Here is a 17,725-nt window from a genome sequence, read left to right as displayed (position 1 = left end):
GGGAGGGGGCACTGGACCCGCTGACTCCTCACTGCCACACCCCGGAACAAGGGCCACGACCAGTCCGAGGGTCACGAGCTCGGCCAAGGGAAAACCCCGCAAACGACTCACCGCCTCACGCCCTGGACTGGATGATGGACCGTTGCTGAGACCATGGCGGCTTGTACGAGACCATTGGTTATACAGGATGAGCTTTCGTGGGCACGGGTAAGCGTCACGGGCAAGCATGTTGAGACACGAGAGGCCGCACAACCTCCGCTCGCGTCTAACGCTCCCGACTTGGCGCGGTGGGCTGCGGCCCTAGCCCACCAAGTTACGCGCTGTGCGCTCGGCGGGCCCAAGAGAGGCTGGGGAAACAGGGTTGCTATTCCGGATCGGCGATGCCGGACAACTCGACAGATGGTCGGTCTGGGAACCTCGCGATCAGCGAGAGCGTGCCTCCCATGGCTTCCACGGTTCGGCGCAGAGTCGAGAGAAGGAGGTCGCTACGCTTTTCCAGTCGCGATATGCCTTCCTGGCCGATGCCGAGTTCGCGTGCCAAGCTGACTTGGGTGAGCCGCCGGGCCTCGCGCAGCTCGCGTAGCGTCATTTCCTCGGCGATGAGTTGAGCAGCGCGCTCCTCCACTCCTTGCCGCCGCTGCGCGTCGAGTCCCTCGATCACGTCGTCCACGTTCAATGCCATCATGCCCCTCCTTCCATCGCGAGCCCCGCCAAGTGCCGCTCGAAGCGCTCGTCCGCCTTGCGGATGAGCGTCCGATAAAACGCCTTGGAACCGCCGCCCGACTTGTCGGCGGCAACGAGCAGGACGGCGGTGCGCCTGGGATCGAAGGCGAACGCGACCCGCCATTGCCCATCCGCCGCACTGAATCTCAACTCCTTCATGTTTGCGTAGCGCGACCCGTTGAGCGTGTCCACTCGCGGGCGTCCCAACTGCGGTCCGAAGTGTTGCAAAAGGCGGGACACGGCCAGGATCGCGTCCTGCACCTCCACCTGCAACGCGCGGAACTCCGGCGCAAACTCATCGGCGATCTCGACCGTCCAGTCCACCTAAGCAACATGTCTTGGGCGGCATATGTGCTGCAAGTTCTGGCACGTGGCGAGTCGCTGCGACGCTAAGCCAGGTGACCCCCGGCCGCGCCGATCGCCGCCAAGCGGTCCTCCTCGCGTTCCAAGCCCCTCTCGTCGCCGCTCACGCGTGTTGAGGTTCCCAATGGGATACGTCGGCGTTCAAGCTATCGGCGGCGTGAGGAGAGACCTCGAATGCTTCCAAACAGCACGCGCGCGACTCACCAGCTCAACCGCGTGGTCACTGTCACTTGTTGCGCCTGTTCCACAAGCCACGCTTGCAGAACGTCACGACGATACAGACCGTCCTGACGAGCGTCAGGGTTATCGTCCCAGAACTGTTGAAGTATCGCATCAACATCTGCCGTATGGCGCGGTGGACTGATGGCTTCGGCCTGCATATCAACCGGGTCAGGGTCGAAACCATATCTCTCGCTGTCGATGCTGGCCTGAATGGCGCCAACCCTACTCCGTCGTTGGAGCCTAGACCAATAGTTTGACTCGCAAACCAAGTCTGCCGCTTCTTCCTCGGTAATCTGTTTCCTGCGGCTTCGGAAACGGTCCATCTGCTGGCCAGCAGTAAACGCGCTTGCAAGGGAGAGACCCGCGATCAAGACCCACCAGACGATTGGGGGGATCGCTGCAAGGAGGCTCGTGGTCCAGGACCACGCGGGAGCCCAACCGACTTGCTCGATAAGCCAAGCCAGTCCCGGCCCCCCGCCGACACCTCCAATCCACGCAGCTGTCCGCTTACTCCAGCCGCGTGCTTTGACGCTTTTGGACCCAGAATGACCATCGGGAACGACGGAATCTTCCTCGCTAGTCGATTGCGCCTGCGTGTCCATGAGGATATGCCTCCCAGATCTTGGACGCCCCAAGTATGTGGAGCCTTACCGCCAACTACGGTGCTGCTCAAGTTAGTCTTGGCAGACCGGCAACTCCACGCCGAACAACGCCGAGCGCCTGGGTTCCACCACGAAACTTGTGCAGGGTCCGGTGCCGCAGAAGGTCCCCCGCCGCCAGATTGCTCATCTGGTGCGCCACGCTCCAGCTTCCGTGCCATCGGGCAGGTCGAGACCCTCCCAGCGGACGCCGGACACGGACTCGAAGCGTTTCGCCATCACTTCGAGCGCTTCGGGGTTGTTGTCCACCAAGATGAAGTCGCGCCCGAGCTCGTGGGCGGCCATGCCGGTCGTGCCGCTGCCGGCGAAGAAATCCAGCACCAGGTCGCCGGGGTTCGATGACGCGGTGATGATCCGGCGCAGGATGCCGAGCGGTTTCTGGGTCGGGTATCCCGTCCGCTCCGCACCGCTCGTGGGGACGATCGTGTGCCACCACGTGTCCGTGGGCAGTTTGCCGCGCGCGGCCTTCTCGGGGCCCACCAGCCCGGGAGCCATGTATGGGATGCGCTCGATCTCGTCCACGTTGAAGGTGTAGTTCGACAGGTCCTTCACATAGAACAGGATGTTGTCGTGCTTCGCCGGCCACCGCGTCTTCGGGCGCGCGCCGTAGTCGTACGCCCAGATGATCTCGTTCAGGAGATGGTCGGGTCCGAACAGATCGTCGAGAAAGAGCCGGCAGTGGTGCACTTCCCGGTAGTCGACGTGGAGGTAGAAAGACCCGTGCGGAGCGAGAACGCGGTACGCCTCGACGAGCCGGGGCCCGAGGAACGCGAGGTAATCGTCGAACCGGTCATCGAACCGGCGCGTGCCCACGGCGGTCGTCTCGTAGCGCGCCCCCTGGAAACCCGTCCGGTCCCCGCCTTCGCCATGTGAAGTGCGGCGCGTTCTGATCCGTGTCCGCCGCTGCGTCCGGCCGGTGTTGAAGGGCGGGTCGATGTAGATGAGATCCGCGTGGCCGTCCGGCATGCCCCGGAGCGCGTCCAGGTTGTCCGCAAGCATGATCTTGGGCATCGCGTCTCCCGGCGCCGCGCCGCGCCGCGGGAATCCCCGCCGAAGCCGCCTCCGCCGGGGGCTAATCTGCGCCCGTCGCGCCGTCCGTTCGTCCTGCCCGGATCAGCTCGCGCACTTCGGCGAAACCCACGTGCATCTCCTCCCGGAGGGCCGCCATCTCCTCCCGAAAGATCGCCATCTCCTCCCGGAGGGCCGTCATCTCGTTCTGGAGTACCGTCATGTGCACTTCGATGCGGGAAACCCGGTCGACGAGCGTGAGCTGCGTCGCATGCAAGGCGTTCATCCGCTGCCACACGAGCGAATAGAAGCCGGCCAGCACCGCCAGCGAGATGAAGAGCGACAGGGCGAGATTCCAGCGTGTGATCACGATGCCGTCCGGCGCGTGGCGCCCGGGCGACTCCGTCATGTCACCGACGGCGCTTGCGCCGGTTACGGGTGGAGAATCCGAGGGGGATGGCTTCGACTCGGACATGTGATTCCCTTTCGCGAAGGTCGAACGTAGCTCTCTCTCGCGCGGCACGGAACCGACGCAAGGCACTCGCTGCACAGGAATCCGACCCGGGGTCAACGCACCATCAACGTCGCCACGCGCGTCCCGTGACGCATTGCTGAATCAGATCGTGTCCTGGCTGCCCCCGTTGCCCGTCGGGGACGAGTGGGCCACGATGGTGGCGCGAAAGATCGATCGTTCGAATGGCGGCCTGACCGCCTCTGGGTCAGACCGCTCACAACGCTGGACATGCGCCGCCCGACGGCGCCGCACCGGAGACGCCAATGGAATACGATCCCACCCTTCCCTGGTACCGACGCCTTCACTGGCAGGTGCTGTCCGCCATGATCCTCGGCCTCGGCGTGGGCTGGGCCTTCGGAGCGCCCGCGGCCAACGCGATCGGCTGGATCGGCGAGCTGTTCATGAAGCTGCTCCGCATGATCATCGTGCCGCTCGTGCTCACCTCGATCGTGTCCGGGGTCGCTTCCGTGGGCGGGGGGAGGGCGATCGGCCGCCTGTTCGGCAAGACGATGGGCTACTACGTGCTGTCGAGCATGCTGGCGGCGCTGACCGGGCTCCTGATGGTGAACCTCATCAGGCCGGGGCAGAACGCGGACATGGGTGCGGCGGCGCAACAGGAGGTGCCCGAGCTCAGCACGCCGGACTCTCCGGTCGAACTCATCCTCGACATCGTCCCGAGCAACTTCTTCGCCGCAGCCTCCGCGGGCGACATGCTGGCGATCATCTTCTTCTGCATCGTCTTCGGCGCGGCGATCACGGGGCTGCCGGAGAAGCCCCGCGTGGTGGTCACCGACATCTTCGACGCCTTCTTCAAGGCGATGATGGCGCTCACGTCCGGGATCATAAAGTTTCTCCCGATCGGCGTCTTCGCGCTCATCACGCGCATGGTGGGGGAGACCGGATTCGACCGCTTCGCCGCGCTCGCGAAGTACTTCGCCACGATCGGGTCGGGGCTCACGATCCACCTCTTCATCACGATGCCGCTCCTGCTGATCCTGTTGGGCCGCATCAAGCCGCTGGTCCACTTCGCGAACCTGCGCGAGCCGCTCCTGACCGCGTTCTCGACGAGTTCGTCGGGCGCGACGCTCCCGGTCACGATCAAGACGCTGCGGGAGAAGGTCGGCGTCTCGAACAAGGTCTCCTCGTTCGTGCTCCCGATGGGGGCCACGGTGAACATGGACGGCACGGCGATCTTCGAGTGCGCCGGCGCCCTCTTCATCGCGCAGGTGCTCGGGGTCGACCTCACCATCGGTCAGCAGGCGATCGTCGTCCTCACGGCGCTTCTCGCCTCGATCGGCGCGGCGGCGGTGCCGTCGGCCGGCGTCGTCGTGATCTTCATCGTCCTGAACGCGATCGGCCTCGGCGACAACCCGGAGGCGATCACGATCGTGGGCGCGATGCTCGCCATCGACCGGCCGCTCGACATGTACCGCACCGCGGTCAACGTGTTCAGCGACTCGTGCGGCGCCGCGATCATCGCCCGCTCCGAAGGGGAGGAGGGGGTAGACACCGAAGTCCGCCACTGACGGCGGACGGGATCAGCGCGCGGGGCCGGGAGAGGACCGGCCCCGCGCCCGGTCACCGCGGCTTCAGCCCGTTCAGGATGGTGGCTTGAGTCCGGTGCCTCGTCTGGATGTCGATCGCACCGTTCGCGGCACGCGGCCCGAACAGGATTGCTGCCGCCCGCCCCTTCACGATCTCCACGTGGTAGATGTCCAGGGCCTCGAGTCCCGCGAGTTCTGAGTCCTCCGGCTGCATGACGCCGTCGATTATGATCAGAGGCCGGATCGAGACCCGGCTGATCCGCGGGGTCGATTTGGGCTGAACGTCCGTCGTCTCCGCAGGAAGCTCCGCCGCCGAAGGGGGTTCTGCCGAAACTGAAGGCCGAGGTGGCTCCTCGACGCCGAAATCCGGTGCGAAAGGCGACTCGCCGCGGTCGCATCCGACGCTCGTCAGAATGCCAGCCATCATCATGGCGGTGGTCGACAGGTTACCGAAGCGCATGACCGCTCCTTCCGTTGCACCGTTCTTCCGCAGTCCCACGTGCTAAACGTCCGGTCTCCCCGTTCTCGGACAGGTCGACCGCATCCGCGGACCGCATTTCGGCTTGCGCGCCGTCGATTCGGGATCGAACGTGACCACCTGTCGGGTGGCCGGTCGGAGTGCGGTGCGGAGACCGGCGAGATGGAACAGGAGGTCTGGCGATGCCGGATCGCAGGGAGTTTCTGAGCCTGGCCGGGGTCGGCGGGGGGAGCGCGCTCCTCGGCGCCTGCGCGGGAGGGGCCTCATTCGATGCCGGCCGGGCGGGTGCCGAGGGACTGGACCCCACCGCACGGGCGCTGCTCGACGATCTGCGGGGGATCCCCGTCGACGACACGCACTGCCACCCGCTCACCTTCGACGACGCGCAAACGGATCCCGACGCGTTCATCGAGCGGCTGGCGCTCTCCGCCTTTCCCATGGACCGCTACTTCCCGGCTGGCGTGTACCAGCGCTGGCGGGCCGGAGACGCCGCGGAACGAAGCACGCTCGACGCCGAATTCGACATCGCCGCCACGCGGGCGCGCGTCCTCGAGCAGGCGGGGGAGACCGTCTTCCTCCGCTACCTCGTGAAGGAACTCGCGGCCTTCCTCGACTGCGACGCGACCTTCGACGCCGTGATCGAGGCCCGGAACGAGAGAGGCGCGGACTACGCGAGCTATCTCGGCGCCCTGTTCGCCGACGCGAACATCGAGAACGCGATGCTCGACACCGGCTACCGCGAGGGGATGGACGAGGCGGGCATGATCCGCTTCAAGGACGCGATCGCACCCGCCCGCGGCCGCCACGTCCTGCGCGTGGACACGATCCTCGGCGGCCTCATGCGCGAGGACCTCGACCTCGGCATCGACGAGATCGAGACGCAGATGATGGCCGAGATCGAGGCGGGACTCGACGGCGACGGCAACCTCGGCGCTCCCTCGTACGGGATGAAGTCGTACCTGCTCCCGCGGCTGGGACTGCTGAAGCCGCACTTCGACCGGGCCGCGGCCCGCCGTTCGTGGGACGCGTTCCGGGCCCGGCGCGCGCGGGGCGAGGTCCCCGCGGCCGACGCCCAGGATCGCGACGACTACTGGCAGTTGCAGAGCGCAGCCCTGCGCTACCTGCACTCGCTGGCGCTCGAAGCCTGCCTGGAGCGGGACATGCCGATGCAGTTCCACGCCGGCGACGGCGAGGCCCCGCGCGGCATCATGCGCAACCAGGACCCGTTCCTCATGGAGGAGATGGTCCGCTTCGAGCGCGGCGGCGTCATGCGCATGCCGCAGGTCATCCTCATCCACGCCGGCTACCCGCTCATCGGCCAGGCCGCGTGGCTCACGCACCTGTACGCCAACTGCCACTTCGAACTGTCGCTCGCCGCGCCCCTCATCCACCACGGGATGCTCCGCATGTTCCTCGAGGTGATGGAGGTCGTCCCCCTCTCCAAGATCCTGTTCGGGAGCGACGCCTATCACCTGCCGGAGTTCTTCTGGCTCGGGGCCAAGTGGGGCCGACGATTCCTCGCGCAGGCACTCGGGATCTACGTCGACGCCGGAATCCTGAACCGCGACGAGGCCGTGGCGGCCGCGCGCATGATCCTGCACGAGAACAACCGCCGCCTCTACCACCTCGACGGTTAGCCGAAAGCCCCTCCACGCCCAGGCACGCTACAAACCGTCGCAGTCACAGAGTTGCGATTCCGATTGCAAGGATGTTGCAAACAAGATCGTACAAGCGTTGCAAATCCAATTATCATAATATTGCAATACCGCTCATGAATTCGTTGCGATTCCGATTGTTTCAGCGTAATCTGAAAGTTGGGAGGGTTGCAACAGCCGGACGCACAACCGAGTAGAATGCGACGATGGCAACTACACAGGACTACCGCCCACGGGTAGCGGACGCCGAACTGCAGGAGCGCCTCGCGGCGGCGGGCACCGTCCTCATCGAAGGACCGCGCGCCTCCGGAAAGACGTGGATGGCGCAGCGTCTTGCGGGCAGCCAGGTACGCCTCGATGTGGACGAGGCGGCCCGGCGGCTCGCCAGGCTGGATCCGGCCGAGCTGCTGGCGGGCCCCACACCCCGCCTCCTCGACGAGTGGCAGCTGGAGCCCGGACTCTGGAATCACATGCGGCGCGCGGTCGACGACCGCCAGGCGGCGGGGCAGTTCATCCTCACGGGCTCCGCCGTGCCATCGGACGACATCACTCGTCATTCCGGCGCGGGCCGCGTGAGCCGACTTCATCTGCGGCCCATGTCCCTGTTCGAACTGGGCAGGTCCACCGGGTCCGTGTCGCTCCGGGCCGTCCTGGGCGGCGAGCGCGTGACGGGTACGGAGGCTCGGCTGAGCACGAAGTTGCTCGCCGAACTCGTCTGTGTCGGCGGCTGGCCCGCCAACCTCGGACGATCGCCACGTGCGGCTCTGCGGGGGAACCGAGACTATATCGTCGAGGTCTGTCGGACGGATGTCCCCAACCTGGACGGGACGCGGCACAATCCGGAACGCGTGAGCCGCCTCCTGCAGTCGTACGCGCGCAACGTATCGACGACTGCGTCCATCGCGACGTTGGCGAAAGATGTAGGCGGGCCGGGTCCGCCGCTGAGCGAGACCACCGCGCGCACCTACCTGGCGACGCTGCAACGCCTCATGCTCATCGAACCGCAGCCTCCCTGGGGACCCCACCTGCGCTCGCGCTCGCGGCTGCGAGCGACGCCCAAGCGGCACTTCGCGGATCCATCGGTGGCCGCCGCCGCCCTCCGCGCGGACGCCCGGCACCTAATGGGTGACATCGGGTGGTTCGGATTGCTGTTCGAATCGCTGGTCGTGCGCGATTTGCGCGTGTACGCCCAGGCCATCGACGCAGACGTGTACCACTATCGCGACAACACAGGTCTGGAAGTGGACGCCATCGTCGACGCGGGACCCGGCCGCTGGGCCGCCTTCGAAGTAAAGTTGGGCACGCACCGGATCGACGACGCCGCCAGGGTCCTGCTCAAGTTTGCGGAGCGGGTGGATACGGACCGGTGTGGAGAACCGGCGGCCCTCTGCATTATCGTTCACGATGGCTACGCATACGAACGTGCGGACGGTGTCGCCGTAATCCCCGTCGCGGCCCTTGGGCCGTAGCGGTCCGTGGCCGGACTAACGCCGCAGACGGCCAGCGGTCCCTCCCGCCCCCCGGGCGGAGCGCCGCCGCACCATCGATGGAGGACGACCCATGAAGACGACCGACCGCGCCAACCGAAGCGTCGCGCGAAGCGCGCTGGCCGCCGTTTCGGCGCTGATCCTGCTGGCCACAGCGGCTGCGGCCATGCAGCCGATGCAGATGATCGGAGCTCCGGACCGGGGCCCGGACGAGGGCGAGGGACCGTACGACCGCCTCATCATCCGCGGCGCCACCGTGATCGACGGCACCGGCGCGCCCCCCATCGGGCCGATGGACATCGTCATCGAGGGGAACCGCATCGTCGATGTCGTCGGCGTGGGCGTCCCGCAGCGGCCCATCGACGAGTCGCGTCGTCCCGGCCTCGCGGTCGAGGGCAACCCCGACGCCGTCGTGCATGAAATCGACGCGACCGGCATGTACGTCCTGCCGGGCTTCGTCGACCTCCACCTGCACACGGGCGGCGTCCCCAAGGCGCCGGAGGCGGAGTACACGTACAAGCTGTGGATGTCGCATGGGATCACGACCGGCCGCGGCGTCGCCTTCGGCCCGCACGACTGGTCGATCCGCGAAAAGGCGCGGAGCGCGGCGAACGAGATCGTGGCCCCCCGCATGTGGGTCTATCCCTTCACCGGCGCGGGCGGCGAGGGGTGGAGCGGCCGCATCATCGACACCCCGGAGGACGCGCGGGACTGGGCGCGGTACGTGAAGGAGTCGGGCGGCGACGGACTCAAGCTCAACTCGTTCCGCCCCGAGATCATGGAGGCGCTGCTCGACGAGGCCGCCCAGCTCGGACTCGGCAGCACGGCCCACCTCGGCCAGATGGGCGTCGCGCAGATGAATGCGCTCGACGCCGCGCGCCTCGGCCTCGGCACCGTCACGCACTTCTACGGCCTGTTCGAGGCGCTGTACAGGGACTACGACGTCCAGCCATGGCCCCCCGAGATGAACTACAACGACGAGCAGCACCGCTTCGGTCAGGTCCCGATGCAGTGGAACCTGATCCACGACCGCGGCGGCCCCGAGTGGACCGCCTTCCTCGAGGAGATGCTCTCGCTCGATGTTACCCTCGACCCCACGATGACCGCGTACCAGGCGAGCTGGGACGTGGACGACCAGATGTACGCCCCGTGGCACGAGACCTACACGCTGCCGACGCTGTGGGAGTTCTACGAGGCGAACCGCGAGGACCACGGCTCCTACTACTTCGACTGGACGACGTGGGAGGAGGTCGCGTGGCGCGACTTCCTCGAGGTGTGGCACGACCTGCTCAACGACTACAAGAACATGGGCGGCCGCGTCACGGCGAGTTCGGACGCCGGCTACATCTACAACCTCATGGGCTTCTCCACGATCCAGGAGATGGAACTTCTGCAGCACGCCGGGTTCCATCCGCTGGAGGTGATCCGCGCCGCGACCATGCACGCGGCCGAGACGCTGTTCAAGCCGACCGGCCGCCCCATCGAGTTCGGCGTCGTGCGCCGCGGCCTGCTGGCGGACCTCGTGATCGTGGAGGAGAACCCGATCCACAACCTCAAGGTCCTGTACGGGACTGGCGCCCGGCGCCTGAACGACGAGACGGGAGAGGTGGAGACCGTAGGCGGCATCCTCTACACGATCAAGGACGGCATCGTCTACGACGCGAAACAGTTGCTCGCCGACGTGGCCGAGATGGTCGAGGAACAGAAGCGCGCGATGACCACCACCACCACCGACAACGGGAATTGAATGGATGAGTGAGAGAACGGAGACGGCGACGTTGGCCGGGGGGTGCTTCTGGTGCCTCGAGGCCGTGTATCAGCTTCTGGAAGGCGTCCACGGCGTGAAGTCGGGTTACGCGGGGGGGCATGCCGAGAATCCCACCTACCAGCAAGTGTGCACGGGTCGCACAGGGCACGCCGAAGCGGTGCGGGTCACGTACGATCCGGACGCGGTTTCATTCGACGATCTTCTGGATGTCTTCTTCACGATTCACGACCCGACGACGTTGAACCGGCAAGGTGCGGATGTGGGGACGCAGTATCGCTCGGCGATCTTCCACGAGAGCGAGGCACAGAGGGAAGCGGCCGAGCGCAAGGTCGCGGAGATCACGGCGGCCGGGATCTGGCCGGACCCCATCGTGACCGAGATCGCGCCGCTGGAGACGTTCCACCCGGCGGAGGCGTACCACGACGACTACCTGAATCGGAACCCGAGCCAGCCGTACTGCCAGGCGGTCGTGGCGCCGAAGGTGGCGAAGTTCCGGCGGCAGCACCTGCAGCGGCTGAGGCGCGGAGCGGGCGTCTGACGGAGCCCCCGCCGGCTCGAACCCCGCGGCGGCCACGGACGGCCGCGTGACGACGCCGGCGCACGCGGCGCTCAGCCTCATCGTCCTGGGCCGGTCCGAGCGCAACGCGCTGCCGGTCGCGCTCGGGGCCGTCGCGCCGGACGTCCCGATGCTCGTCTTCTACGTCTGGGAGCGGCTCGTGCGCGGGGTGTCGGAGGGCCGGATCTGGTCGGAGCGTTACTTCGACCCCGGCTGGCAGGTCGTGTTCGACATCCCGGGTTCGATCCCCCTCCTCGGGATCGCCTTGTGCATCCTCCTCGTGGTCATCGGCCGGCGCTCGACCGCCGGGCGCGTCCCGCCAGCCGCGATGGCCGCCGCGCCGCGGCCCACGAAGCTCACCGCATCGACCCTGTTCGTTGCGAGCATGATCGTCCACGCGCTGGGCGACCTCCCCCTGCACCGGGAGGACGCGCACCGCCACTTCTTCCCCTTCAGCGATTGGCGGTTCACGAGTCCCGTGTCCTACTGGGATCCGGAGCACTACGGCGGATACGCGGCGGCCGCGGAAGTCGTCCTCGTCCTGGCGGTTTCCGTCTTCCTCTTCCGAACCTACCGCGGCCGGGGCCGCTGGATCGTCGCCGGCGTGGCTGGAATCTATGCGCTCTTCATCGGCTTCGCCGTGCTGATGTGGTCCGGGCTTTGATCGACTTCTCCGCGGTCGGGAACCTGGCTGGACCGTGAGCGAGTCCCGGAGCGACCGGTTTCCCTTGGGGGCGGGGGTGCGGCTCGCGGATCTGGCCGTCGATCCCTATCCGATCTTCGCGGCACTGCGGGCGGCGGAACCCGTCACCTGGGTGCCGGAGATCCAGCGCTGGTTCCTCACCCGCCGCGACGACATCCTCGCGGTGCTCCGGGACCCCGACCTGTTCACGACGGACGCCCCGTCCACGATCCGCGACATGTTCGGTGTCCATATGATGACGACCGAGGGTCCGGCGCAGATCCGCTACAGGCGGAAGTGCCTGCCCCCGTTCCACGCCTCCCGCCTGAAGACGGCTTCATTGCCGCCTCTGGTGGCGGAGGTCGAGCGGCTTGTGACGGAACTGCGGTCGGACAACCGCCGGACCGGCGAAGTGCGGACGACCGTCGCGCGCCCGGTGGCGCTCCATTCGGTGCTGTCCGTGCTCGGCATCCCGCTGAGCGAGACGGAGCGCGTGAGCGAGTGGTACGAACACTTCGCCCGGGCGCTGGCGAACTTCGCGGGTGATCCGGACCTGCGTGCCGCGGGCAAGGGGGCGGCCGACGCGTTCGGCCGGGCGCTCGAACCGATGCTCACGGAACTCGAGCGGGACCCGGACGGCACGCTCCTCTCCGACCTGGTGTGCGACCACGTCGACCCGCTCACGGCGGAAGAGATCCGCTCCAACGCGCTCATCATCCTCTTCGGCGGCATCGAGACCACCGAATCGATGATCGCGAACGCCGTCTGGGCGCTCCTCTCGCACCCCGAGCAACTCGAGACCGTCCGGTCGAGCGGCGAGGCGCTGGATCTGGCGATCGAGGAGACGCTGCGCTGGGAGCCGGCGGTGCAGTCGGCCGCCCGCCACGCGACCCGCGATACCGAGGTCCGCGGAGTCCCCATCGCGCGGGGCGAGGTCGTCCACTGCATGCTGGGCGCGGCGAACCGGGATCCGTCGCACTTCGAGAATCCCGACAGCTTCGACGTGACCCGCCAAAACGCGGGCGACCACCTCTCCTTCGCGGTGGGCCGGCACTTCTGCCTCGGCGCCCCGCTCGCCCGTCTCGAGACACGTGTCGTGATCGAGACCCTGTGGGCCCACTGCCCGGGACTCCGCCTTGACCCGGACCGCCCCACAGCCCCGTACGGCTACGAGTTCCGGAAACCGGCGACGCTGTGGGTGGAGTGGAAGGTCTGAACCGTCAGCAGTTCGCGCCGCAGTGCGCGGCGGCGAGGCGGGTGAGGATGCCCATGTAGTCGTCCCATGGCGTCTGGGCGTCCGGCACCGTCTTGTGGGCGACGACCATGTCCAGCGAGGGGATGACCGTGATGAACTGGCCATAGGCGCCGCGGCCGGAGTACGCCCCCTCGAACCCCTCCGGCACGGCGGGCCCGTCCCACACCCACCACATGTACCCGTAGCCGAACTCGCCGCCTCGCAGGCCTTCCGGATTCATCTCCTCCGAGGGCGTGACGACGCTCGTGATGCGTTCGGCCCACCCCTGCGGCAGCACTCGTTCCTCCCCCCACACGCCGCCAAGTAGCATGAGGTGGCCGATCCGGGCCATGTCCCGCGTGGAGAGGACCATGTGGTAGGCGAGGTTCCGGGAGCGCGTCTCGTCCCCCGACTTGCGGTGAATCGACCGGTCCCAGTCCTCGAAGCCCAGCGGCAGCGCGAGATCCGTCTCCAGCGCGTCGTAGATGTTGCGGCCCGTGAGCTGCTCGAAGACGGCCCCCGCCGCGTTGAAGTCCCAGTTGCTGTACAGGTAGTAGGTGCCGGGTTCCTGCGAGCCGCGGGGCGGAGCGTCCGCGAGGTTGTCCCCCGCGTTCGACGCGGGGTGGTAGACGCCGGAGCGCGCGGTCACGAGATCGAGGACGCGGGCGCGCTTCTCGATCGGGAGGAGGCCCTGCACGTCGTCCATGCCAAGATCCTCGAGGGTGAGTTCGAGGTCGATGGTCCCGTCCGCCACGTAGCTCCCGTACAGCATGGCGAGGATGCTCTTCCGCACCGAGGCGAGATAGCTGAGCGAGTCGACGGGTCCGTGCTCGAACACCACGCGCCCCCCGACCACGGCCATCACCGCCGAGGTATTGATCCCCTCGACGTAGGGATGGATCGCGTCCAGCGCCGCGCCCGAGAACCCGGCCGCCGCCGGATCCCCAATCCGCTCCCACGACGCGCCCGGATAAACGGCGTCCGCCGCGCTCTCGGCGACCGGCGCCCGAGCGCACGCGAACCCCGCCAGAAGCGCCAGAACCAGCGCCGTCAGCACTTCGGAGCGCTTGACACGGTTTTCGTGTTTCACGATAATCGTGTTCCGTTTCGCGCGAGGAGAAGAGGACGTGAAGAACATCACGATCACACTGCCCGAAGATGTTGCCCGGTGGCTGCGGGTCAAGGCGGCCGAGGACGACCGGAGCGTCTCAAAATGGATCTGCGAGCTACTGGAGCGGACGCGGCGCCGAGAGGACGACTACGAGGTCGCGATGAAGCGTTACCTCGCTCGGAAGCCTCGCAAGATCGACTGGCCCGAGGGCCGCAGACCCACTCGAGAGGAGCTGTATGATCGCCCAGGTCTTCGTTGACACGAACATCTTCGTCTACCGGCATGACGAGAGCGATCCCTCGAAGCAGGCCTGTGCCGAGGAATGGATCGTTTTCCTTGCGCGTTCGCGGACCGGACGCCTTAGCTTTCAGGTTCTTCAGGAATTCTACGTGACCCTCACCCGGAAGGAACGTCTCGCGTTCGACCCCACCGAGGTTCGCGAAATCGTTCGGGATCTCATCGCCTGGCGGCCGGTGGCGACCGACGCCCGTATTCTGGAACGAGCGTGGGTGCTACAGGATCAGCACGCGGTTTCCTGGTGGGACGCGCTCATCGTGGCCGCCGCGCAATCCTGCGGGTGCTCTATACTCTTGACCGAAGACCTGCAGCACGGACATGACTTCGGCGGCGTCCGCGTGATCAACCCGTTTCGAACGAGGTCGGAGACGCCGGCCAGAATCATGGAGGCCCAGACCTGCTGAGGAGCATTCACTCACGAAGGAGTCGTCGATGCCGCGAGCGAAGGCAGCATGCCATGACCGTTTTTCCCTCATCGCGGCGGTGCTCGCCGTGAGCGTCCAGGCCGCCGGCTGCACCGGGGAGGGGGCCGATCCCGCCTCCGAATCCCCGGCCGACGCCGGGGTCGCGCCCCCCGTCGCACGCGTGATTCCGGAACAGCTGGAGACGCACGGGCACACGCGGATCGACAACTACTACTGGCTGAACCAGCGCGAGGATCCCGAGGTCATCGCATACCTCGAGGCGGAGAACGGCTATACCGACGCGCTGATGGCGCACACGGAAGACCTCCAGGACACGCTGTTCGAGGAGATCAAGGGGCGGATCCGGCAGACCGACCTCTCCGTGCCGGTGAGGGAGGGCGACTTCTTCTACTACAGCCGCACCGAGGACGGTCGGGACTATCCGATCTACGCCCGGAAGCGCGGGTCTCTCGACGCGGACGAGGAAGTCATCCTCGACGTCAACCCGCTCGCCGAGGGTCACGACTATTACGCCGCCTTCCCGGAAGTCAGCTCCGACGGCGACCTGATGGCGTGGGCCGAGGACACCCGCGGCCGCCGCATCTACACCATCCGGGTCCGGAATCTCGACACCGGTGAGGATTACCCGGAAGCGATCGAGGGCGCCTCGGGCAACATGGTATGGGCCGAGGACAACCGGACGCTCTTCTATACGCGCCGGGATCCCGGCACGCTGCGTTCGTACCAGATCTACCGGCACCGGCTCGGTACCGATCCCGCGGACGACGTGCTCGTGTACCAGGAGGACGACGAGGAGTTCAGCTCAGGCGTCCGCAAGACGAAGTCGAAGAGGTACCTCGTCATCTCCTCCTCACACACCGTGATGGACGAGCACCGCTTCCTCGACGCGACGAACCCCGAGGGCGAGTTCACCCTCTTCCTCCCGCGCGAGCGCGGGCACGAGCACCGCTTCGACCACTTCGGGGACCACTTCTACGTCCGGACGAACCTCGACGGGGCCGAGAACTTCAAGCTCATGCGGACTCCCCTGGACGGGACGGCGACGGACAACTGGGAGACGGTCGTCCCGCACCGGAGCGACGTCTTCCTGCAGGGGTTCGAGCTGTTCCGGAATTACCTCGTGCTTTCCGAGCGCGCGGGAGGGCTCACCCGTCTGCGCGTCCGCGCGTGGGAAGGGGAGGAGCACCAGATCGCGTTCGACGAGCCGGCCTACCTGGCTTCCTTGTCGGCCAACCCCGAGCTGGACACGAACATCCTTCGCTACGGGTACACGTCGCTCTCGGCGCCGCGCTCCGTCTACGACTACGACATGTCCACGCGCGAGCGCACGCTGCTCAAGGAGGACGAAGTCCTGGGCGGCTACGACCGCGCGGAGTACGTGGTGGAGCGACTGCACGCCCCCGCCCGGGACGGCGCCGTGGAAGTCCCGGTGTCCCTCGTCTACCGCAGCGGTCTCGAGAAGGACGGCGACAACCCGCTCCTCCTCTACGCCTACGGCTCATACGGGGCGAGCATGGAGCCCACCTTCTCCTCCACCCGCCTGAGCCTCCTCGACCGCGGATTCGTCTACGCGATCGCCCATATCCGCGGCGGACAGGAACTGGGCCGGGCGTGGTACGAGGACGGGAAGATGTTCAACAAGAAGAACACCTTCACCGACTACGTGGACGTGGCGGATTTCCTCGTCGCGGAAAGCTACACGAGTCCCGAGAAGCTCTTCGCCCGTGGCGGGAGCGCCGGGGGTCTGCTCATGGGCGCGGTCGTGAACATGCGGCCGGAGCTGTTCCGGGGCGTCGTCGCGCACGTCCCGTTCGTCGATGTCGTGACGACGATGCTGGACGAGTCGATTCCGCTCACGACCTTCGAGTGGGACGAATGGGGCGACCCTCACGAACTCGAGTCGTACCGCTACATGCTCTCCTACTCCCCCTACGACCAGGTGGAGGCGAAGGACTACCCGAACCTGCTCGTCACGACGGGACTGCACGACTCGCAGGTGCAGTACTGGGAGCCCGCGAAGTGGGTCGCGAAGCTGCGCGCGACGAAGACGGACGACAACCGCCTGCTCCTCAAGACGCACATGGACGCGGGCCACGGCGGCGGCTCGGGCCGCGACCGACGCTACGAGGAACTCGCCTTCGAGTTCGCCTTCATCCTCGACCTACTGGAGGAGCCCGCTCCGCGCTAATCTTGATAGGTCGACTGCTCCATCCTACTTCGTCAACCCGGATTGAGCGCAATCAACCAGAGACGTTGGAGTCACTACCCGTGATTGAGCCGTCGAACGAAGCGACAAGGTGGCTGGCGCGCGTGGGGCCGGGGCTGCGGAGGTGCATCCGGCTGGCACGCTTGGCTCCGCTGAGCGTTTGGGCTGCTCCGGTTCTCGGTCAGGCCATACCGCACGAAGAGGAATTGCCCTCGGCCAGGCTCGTCGAAGTCGCGACGATAGACGTCGTGAACGCTCCGCTCAGCAGGCGACCGTCGTATCTCTGGGAGCTGTCGGATGGAACAGTACTGTTGGGGGGACAAACAGAGGTGCTCGTATTCGACAGGGATGGGTCGTACCGAAGGGAAATTGGACGGGCGGGTGAGGGGCCGGGGGAATTTCGGTGGCTTGACGGCCTGGGTGCCCACGGCGACACAGTCTGGACTTCGGACCCCTTACTTGGTCGTGTGACGCGGTTTTTGCCAGATGGTTCTCTCTTGGAAACGGTCACTCCGGACGTTCCGGGGCAGGCCGCTGGTCAACGGCTGAGATTGGCACCGGACGGTTCCATCGTCGGATCTCCGCTACCTCTAAATGGCGTGTCAGGTGATCCGAGTGGACAGGGTCGGGTGCTATGGTGGCGATGGCATGCGAACGAAGGACTGCTGGATTCACTAGTCGCGAGCGAAGTGTGGCACGAGCACATGCTGTTGCGCCCCTCTGGGCGCCCTGGCGGCGTCGCGAGATTGCGGCAACCGTTCAGCGAACGAGCTCCAGTGGCGTTCGGAGGAAC

General features: G+C 66.7%; 17 protein-coding genes. 10 read left to right on the top strand and 7 right to left on the bottom strand.

Annotated features, from left to right (window positions below; all coding sequences use genetic code 11):
- Positions 1–364 precede the first annotated feature (364 nt).
- The 5 genes from ACQY5G_RS03770 to ACQY5G_RS03750 form a co-directional block, all read right to left on the bottom strand.
- Positions 365–682, bottom strand: coding sequence for a helix-turn-helix domain-containing protein (locus ACQY5G_RS03770; RefSeq protein WP_428277146.1), 318 nt, complete (start codon positions 680–682; stop codon positions 365–367).
- Entirely contained in the window at positions 682–1,047 is a 366-nt protein-coding gene (locus ACQY5G_RS03765; protein WP_428277144.1) for a type II toxin-antitoxin system RelE/ParE family toxin, read from the bottom strand. The genes ACQY5G_RS03770 and ACQY5G_RS03765 overlap by 1 nt, the downstream gene beginning before the upstream one ends.
- A 239-nt stretch (positions 1,048–1,286) precedes the next feature.
- Positions 1,287–1,679, bottom strand: coding sequence for a hypothetical protein (locus tag ACQY5G_RS03760; RefSeq protein ID WP_428277142.1), 393 nt, complete (start codon positions 1,677–1,679; stop codon positions 1,287–1,289).
- Between the two features lie 414 nt (positions 1,680–2,093).
- Positions 2,094–2,978, bottom strand: coding sequence for a DNA-methyltransferase (locus ACQY5G_RS03755; protein WP_428277140.1), 885 nt, complete (start codon positions 2,976–2,978; stop codon positions 2,094–2,096).
- A 61-nt stretch (positions 2,979–3,039) separates the two neighbouring features.
- Positions 3,040–3,384: a hypothetical protein gene (locus ACQY5G_RS03750; RefSeq protein WP_428277138.1), complete on the bottom strand. Its 345-nt coding sequence runs from the start codon at positions 3,382–3,384 to the stop codon at positions 3,040–3,042.
- A gap of 368 nt (positions 3,385–3,752) precedes the next feature.
- Here ACQY5G_RS03750 and ACQY5G_RS03745 point away from each other — a divergent pair, with 368 nt between their 5' ends.
- Positions 3,753–5,015: a dicarboxylate/amino acid:cation symporter gene (locus ACQY5G_RS03745; protein ID WP_428277136.1), complete on the top strand. Its 1,263-nt coding sequence runs from the start codon at positions 3,753–3,755 to the stop codon at positions 5,013–5,015.
- Between the two features lie 52 nt (positions 5,016–5,067).
- Here ACQY5G_RS03745 and ACQY5G_RS03740 read toward each other — a convergent pair whose 3' ends face one another.
- Positions 5,068–5,493 (bottom strand): TonB-dependent receptor, encoded by a 426-nt coding sequence (locus ACQY5G_RS03740; protein ID WP_428277134.1) that lies wholly within the window; start codon positions 5,491–5,493, stop codon positions 5,068–5,070.
- Positions 5,494–5,693: 200 nt separating this feature from the next.
- Here ACQY5G_RS03740 and ACQY5G_RS03735 point away from each other — a divergent pair, with 200 nt between their 5' ends.
- The 6 genes from ACQY5G_RS03735 (at position 5,694) to ACQY5G_RS03710 (ending at position 12,875) form a co-directional block, all read left to right on the top strand.
- Positions 5,694–7,148, top strand: coding sequence for an amidohydrolase family protein (locus ACQY5G_RS03735; protein WP_428277132.1), 1,455 nt, complete (start codon positions 5,694–5,696; stop codon positions 7,146–7,148).
- 224 nt (positions 7,149–7,372) lie between these two features.
- A complete protein-coding gene (locus ACQY5G_RS03730) occupies positions 7,373–8,635 on the top strand; it encodes an ATP-binding protein (RefSeq protein ID WP_428277130.1) in 1,263 nt (420 codons plus the stop codon).
- Between the two features lie 91 nt (positions 8,636–8,726).
- Positions 8,727–10,400: an amidohydrolase family protein gene (locus ACQY5G_RS03725; RefSeq protein WP_428277128.1), complete on the top strand. Its 1,674-nt coding sequence runs from the start codon at positions 8,727–8,729 to the stop codon at positions 10,398–10,400.
- A gap of 4 nt (positions 10,401–10,404) precedes the next feature.
- On the top strand, positions 10,405–10,959 hold the full coding sequence (gene msrA, locus ACQY5G_RS03720) for a peptide-methionine (S)-S-oxide reductase MsrA (RefSeq protein WP_428277126.1): 555 nt from the start codon (positions 10,405–10,407) through the stop codon (positions 10,957–10,959).
- A gap of 46 nt (positions 10,960–11,005) precedes the next feature.
- A complete protein-coding gene (locus ACQY5G_RS03715; protein ID WP_428277124.1) occupies positions 11,006–11,641 on the top strand; it encodes a hypothetical protein in 636 nt (211 codons plus the stop codon).
- A 34-nt stretch (positions 11,642–11,675) separates the two neighbouring features.
- On the top strand, positions 11,676–12,875 hold the full coding sequence (locus ACQY5G_RS03710) for a cytochrome P450 (protein WP_428277122.1): 1,200 nt from the start codon (positions 11,676–11,678) through the stop codon (positions 12,873–12,875).
- A gap of 4 nt (positions 12,876–12,879) precedes the next feature.
- On the opposite strand, the gene ACQY5G_RS03705 is transcribed toward ACQY5G_RS03710, so the two are convergent.
- Complete coding sequence (locus tag ACQY5G_RS03705; protein WP_428277120.1) at positions 12,880–13,983, bottom strand: serine hydrolase domain-containing protein; 1,104 nt, start codon at positions 13,981–13,983, stop codon at positions 12,880–12,882.
- Between the two features lie 37 nt (positions 13,984–14,020).
- On the opposite strand from ACQY5G_RS03705, the gene ACQY5G_RS03700 reads away from it, so the two are divergent.
- Genes ACQY5G_RS03700 through ACQY5G_RS03690 form a run of 3 tightly spaced genes read left to right on the top strand, consistent with a single transcriptional unit; the run spans position 14,021 to position 16,914 of the window.
- Positions 14,021–14,263 (top strand): hypothetical protein, encoded by a 243-nt coding sequence (locus tag ACQY5G_RS03700; RefSeq protein WP_428277118.1) that lies wholly within the window; start codon positions 14,021–14,023, stop codon positions 14,261–14,263.
- On the top strand, positions 14,241–14,705 hold the full coding sequence (locus ACQY5G_RS03695; protein WP_428277116.1) for a PIN domain-containing protein: 465 nt from the start codon (positions 14,241–14,243) through the stop codon (positions 14,703–14,705). Before ACQY5G_RS03700 ends, ACQY5G_RS03695 begins: the two co-directional genes overlap by 23 nt.
- 28 nt (positions 14,706–14,733) lie before the next feature.
- Complete coding sequence (locus ACQY5G_RS03690; protein WP_428277114.1) at positions 14,734–16,914, top strand: S9 family peptidase; 2,181 nt, start codon at positions 14,734–14,736, stop codon at positions 16,912–16,914.
- Positions 16,915–17,725: the final 811 nt, after the last annotated feature.

Source organism: Candidatus Palauibacter sp. (genome assembly GCF_965261555.1).
In the GTDB taxonomy this organism is placed as follows: Bacteria; Gemmatimonadota; Gemmatimonadetes; order Palauibacterales; family Palauibacteraceae; genus Palauibacter.
The sequence above is the reverse complement of the archived record's forward strand: the minus strand, read 5'-3'. Positions and strand labels throughout refer to the sequence as shown.

What these genes read in the sequence shown, in the direction of transcription:
- ACQY5G_RS03770 (WP_428277146.1), bottom strand. Translation starts at nt 682, where the DNA reads ATGGCATTGAACGTGGACGACGTGATCGAGGGACTCGACGCGCAGCGG.
- ACQY5G_RS03690 (WP_428277114.1), top strand. Translation starts at nt 14,734, where the DNA reads ATGCCGCGAGCGAAGGCAGCATGCCATGACCGTTTTTCCCTCATCGCG.
- ACQY5G_RS03750 (WP_428277138.1), bottom strand. Translation starts at nt 3,384, where the DNA reads ATGACGGAGTCGCCCGGGCGCCACGCGCCGGACGGCATCGTGATCACA.
- ACQY5G_RS03735 (WP_428277132.1), top strand. Translation starts at nt 5,694, where the DNA reads ATGCCGGATCGCAGGGAGTTTCTGAGCCTGGCCGGGGTCGGCGGGGGG.
- ACQY5G_RS03745 (WP_428277136.1), top strand. Translation starts at nt 3,753, where the DNA reads ATGGAATACGATCCCACCCTTCCCTGGTACCGACGCCTTCACTGGCAG.
- ACQY5G_RS03740 (WP_428277134.1), bottom strand. Translation starts at nt 5,493, where the DNA reads ATGCGCTTCGGTAACCTGTCGACCACCGCCATGATGATGGCTGGCATT.
- ACQY5G_RS03725 (WP_428277128.1), top strand. Translation starts at nt 8,727, where the DNA reads ATGAAGACGACCGACCGCGCCAACCGAAGCGTCGCGCGAAGCGCGCTG.
- ACQY5G_RS03695 (WP_428277116.1), top strand. Translation starts at nt 14,241, where the DNA reads ATGATCGCCCAGGTCTTCGTTGACACGAACATCTTCGTCTACCGGCAT.
- ACQY5G_RS03730 (WP_428277130.1), top strand. Translation starts at nt 7,373, where the DNA reads ATGGCAACTACACAGGACTACCGCCCACGGGTAGCGGACGCCGAACTG.
- msrA (WP_428277126.1), top strand. Translation starts at nt 10,405, where the DNA reads ATGAGTGAGAGAACGGAGACGGCGACGTTGGCCGGGGGGTGCTTCTGG.
- ACQY5G_RS03755 (WP_428277140.1), bottom strand. Translation starts at nt 2,978, where the DNA reads ATGCCCAAGATCATGCTTGCGGACAACCTGGACGCGCTCCGGGGCATG.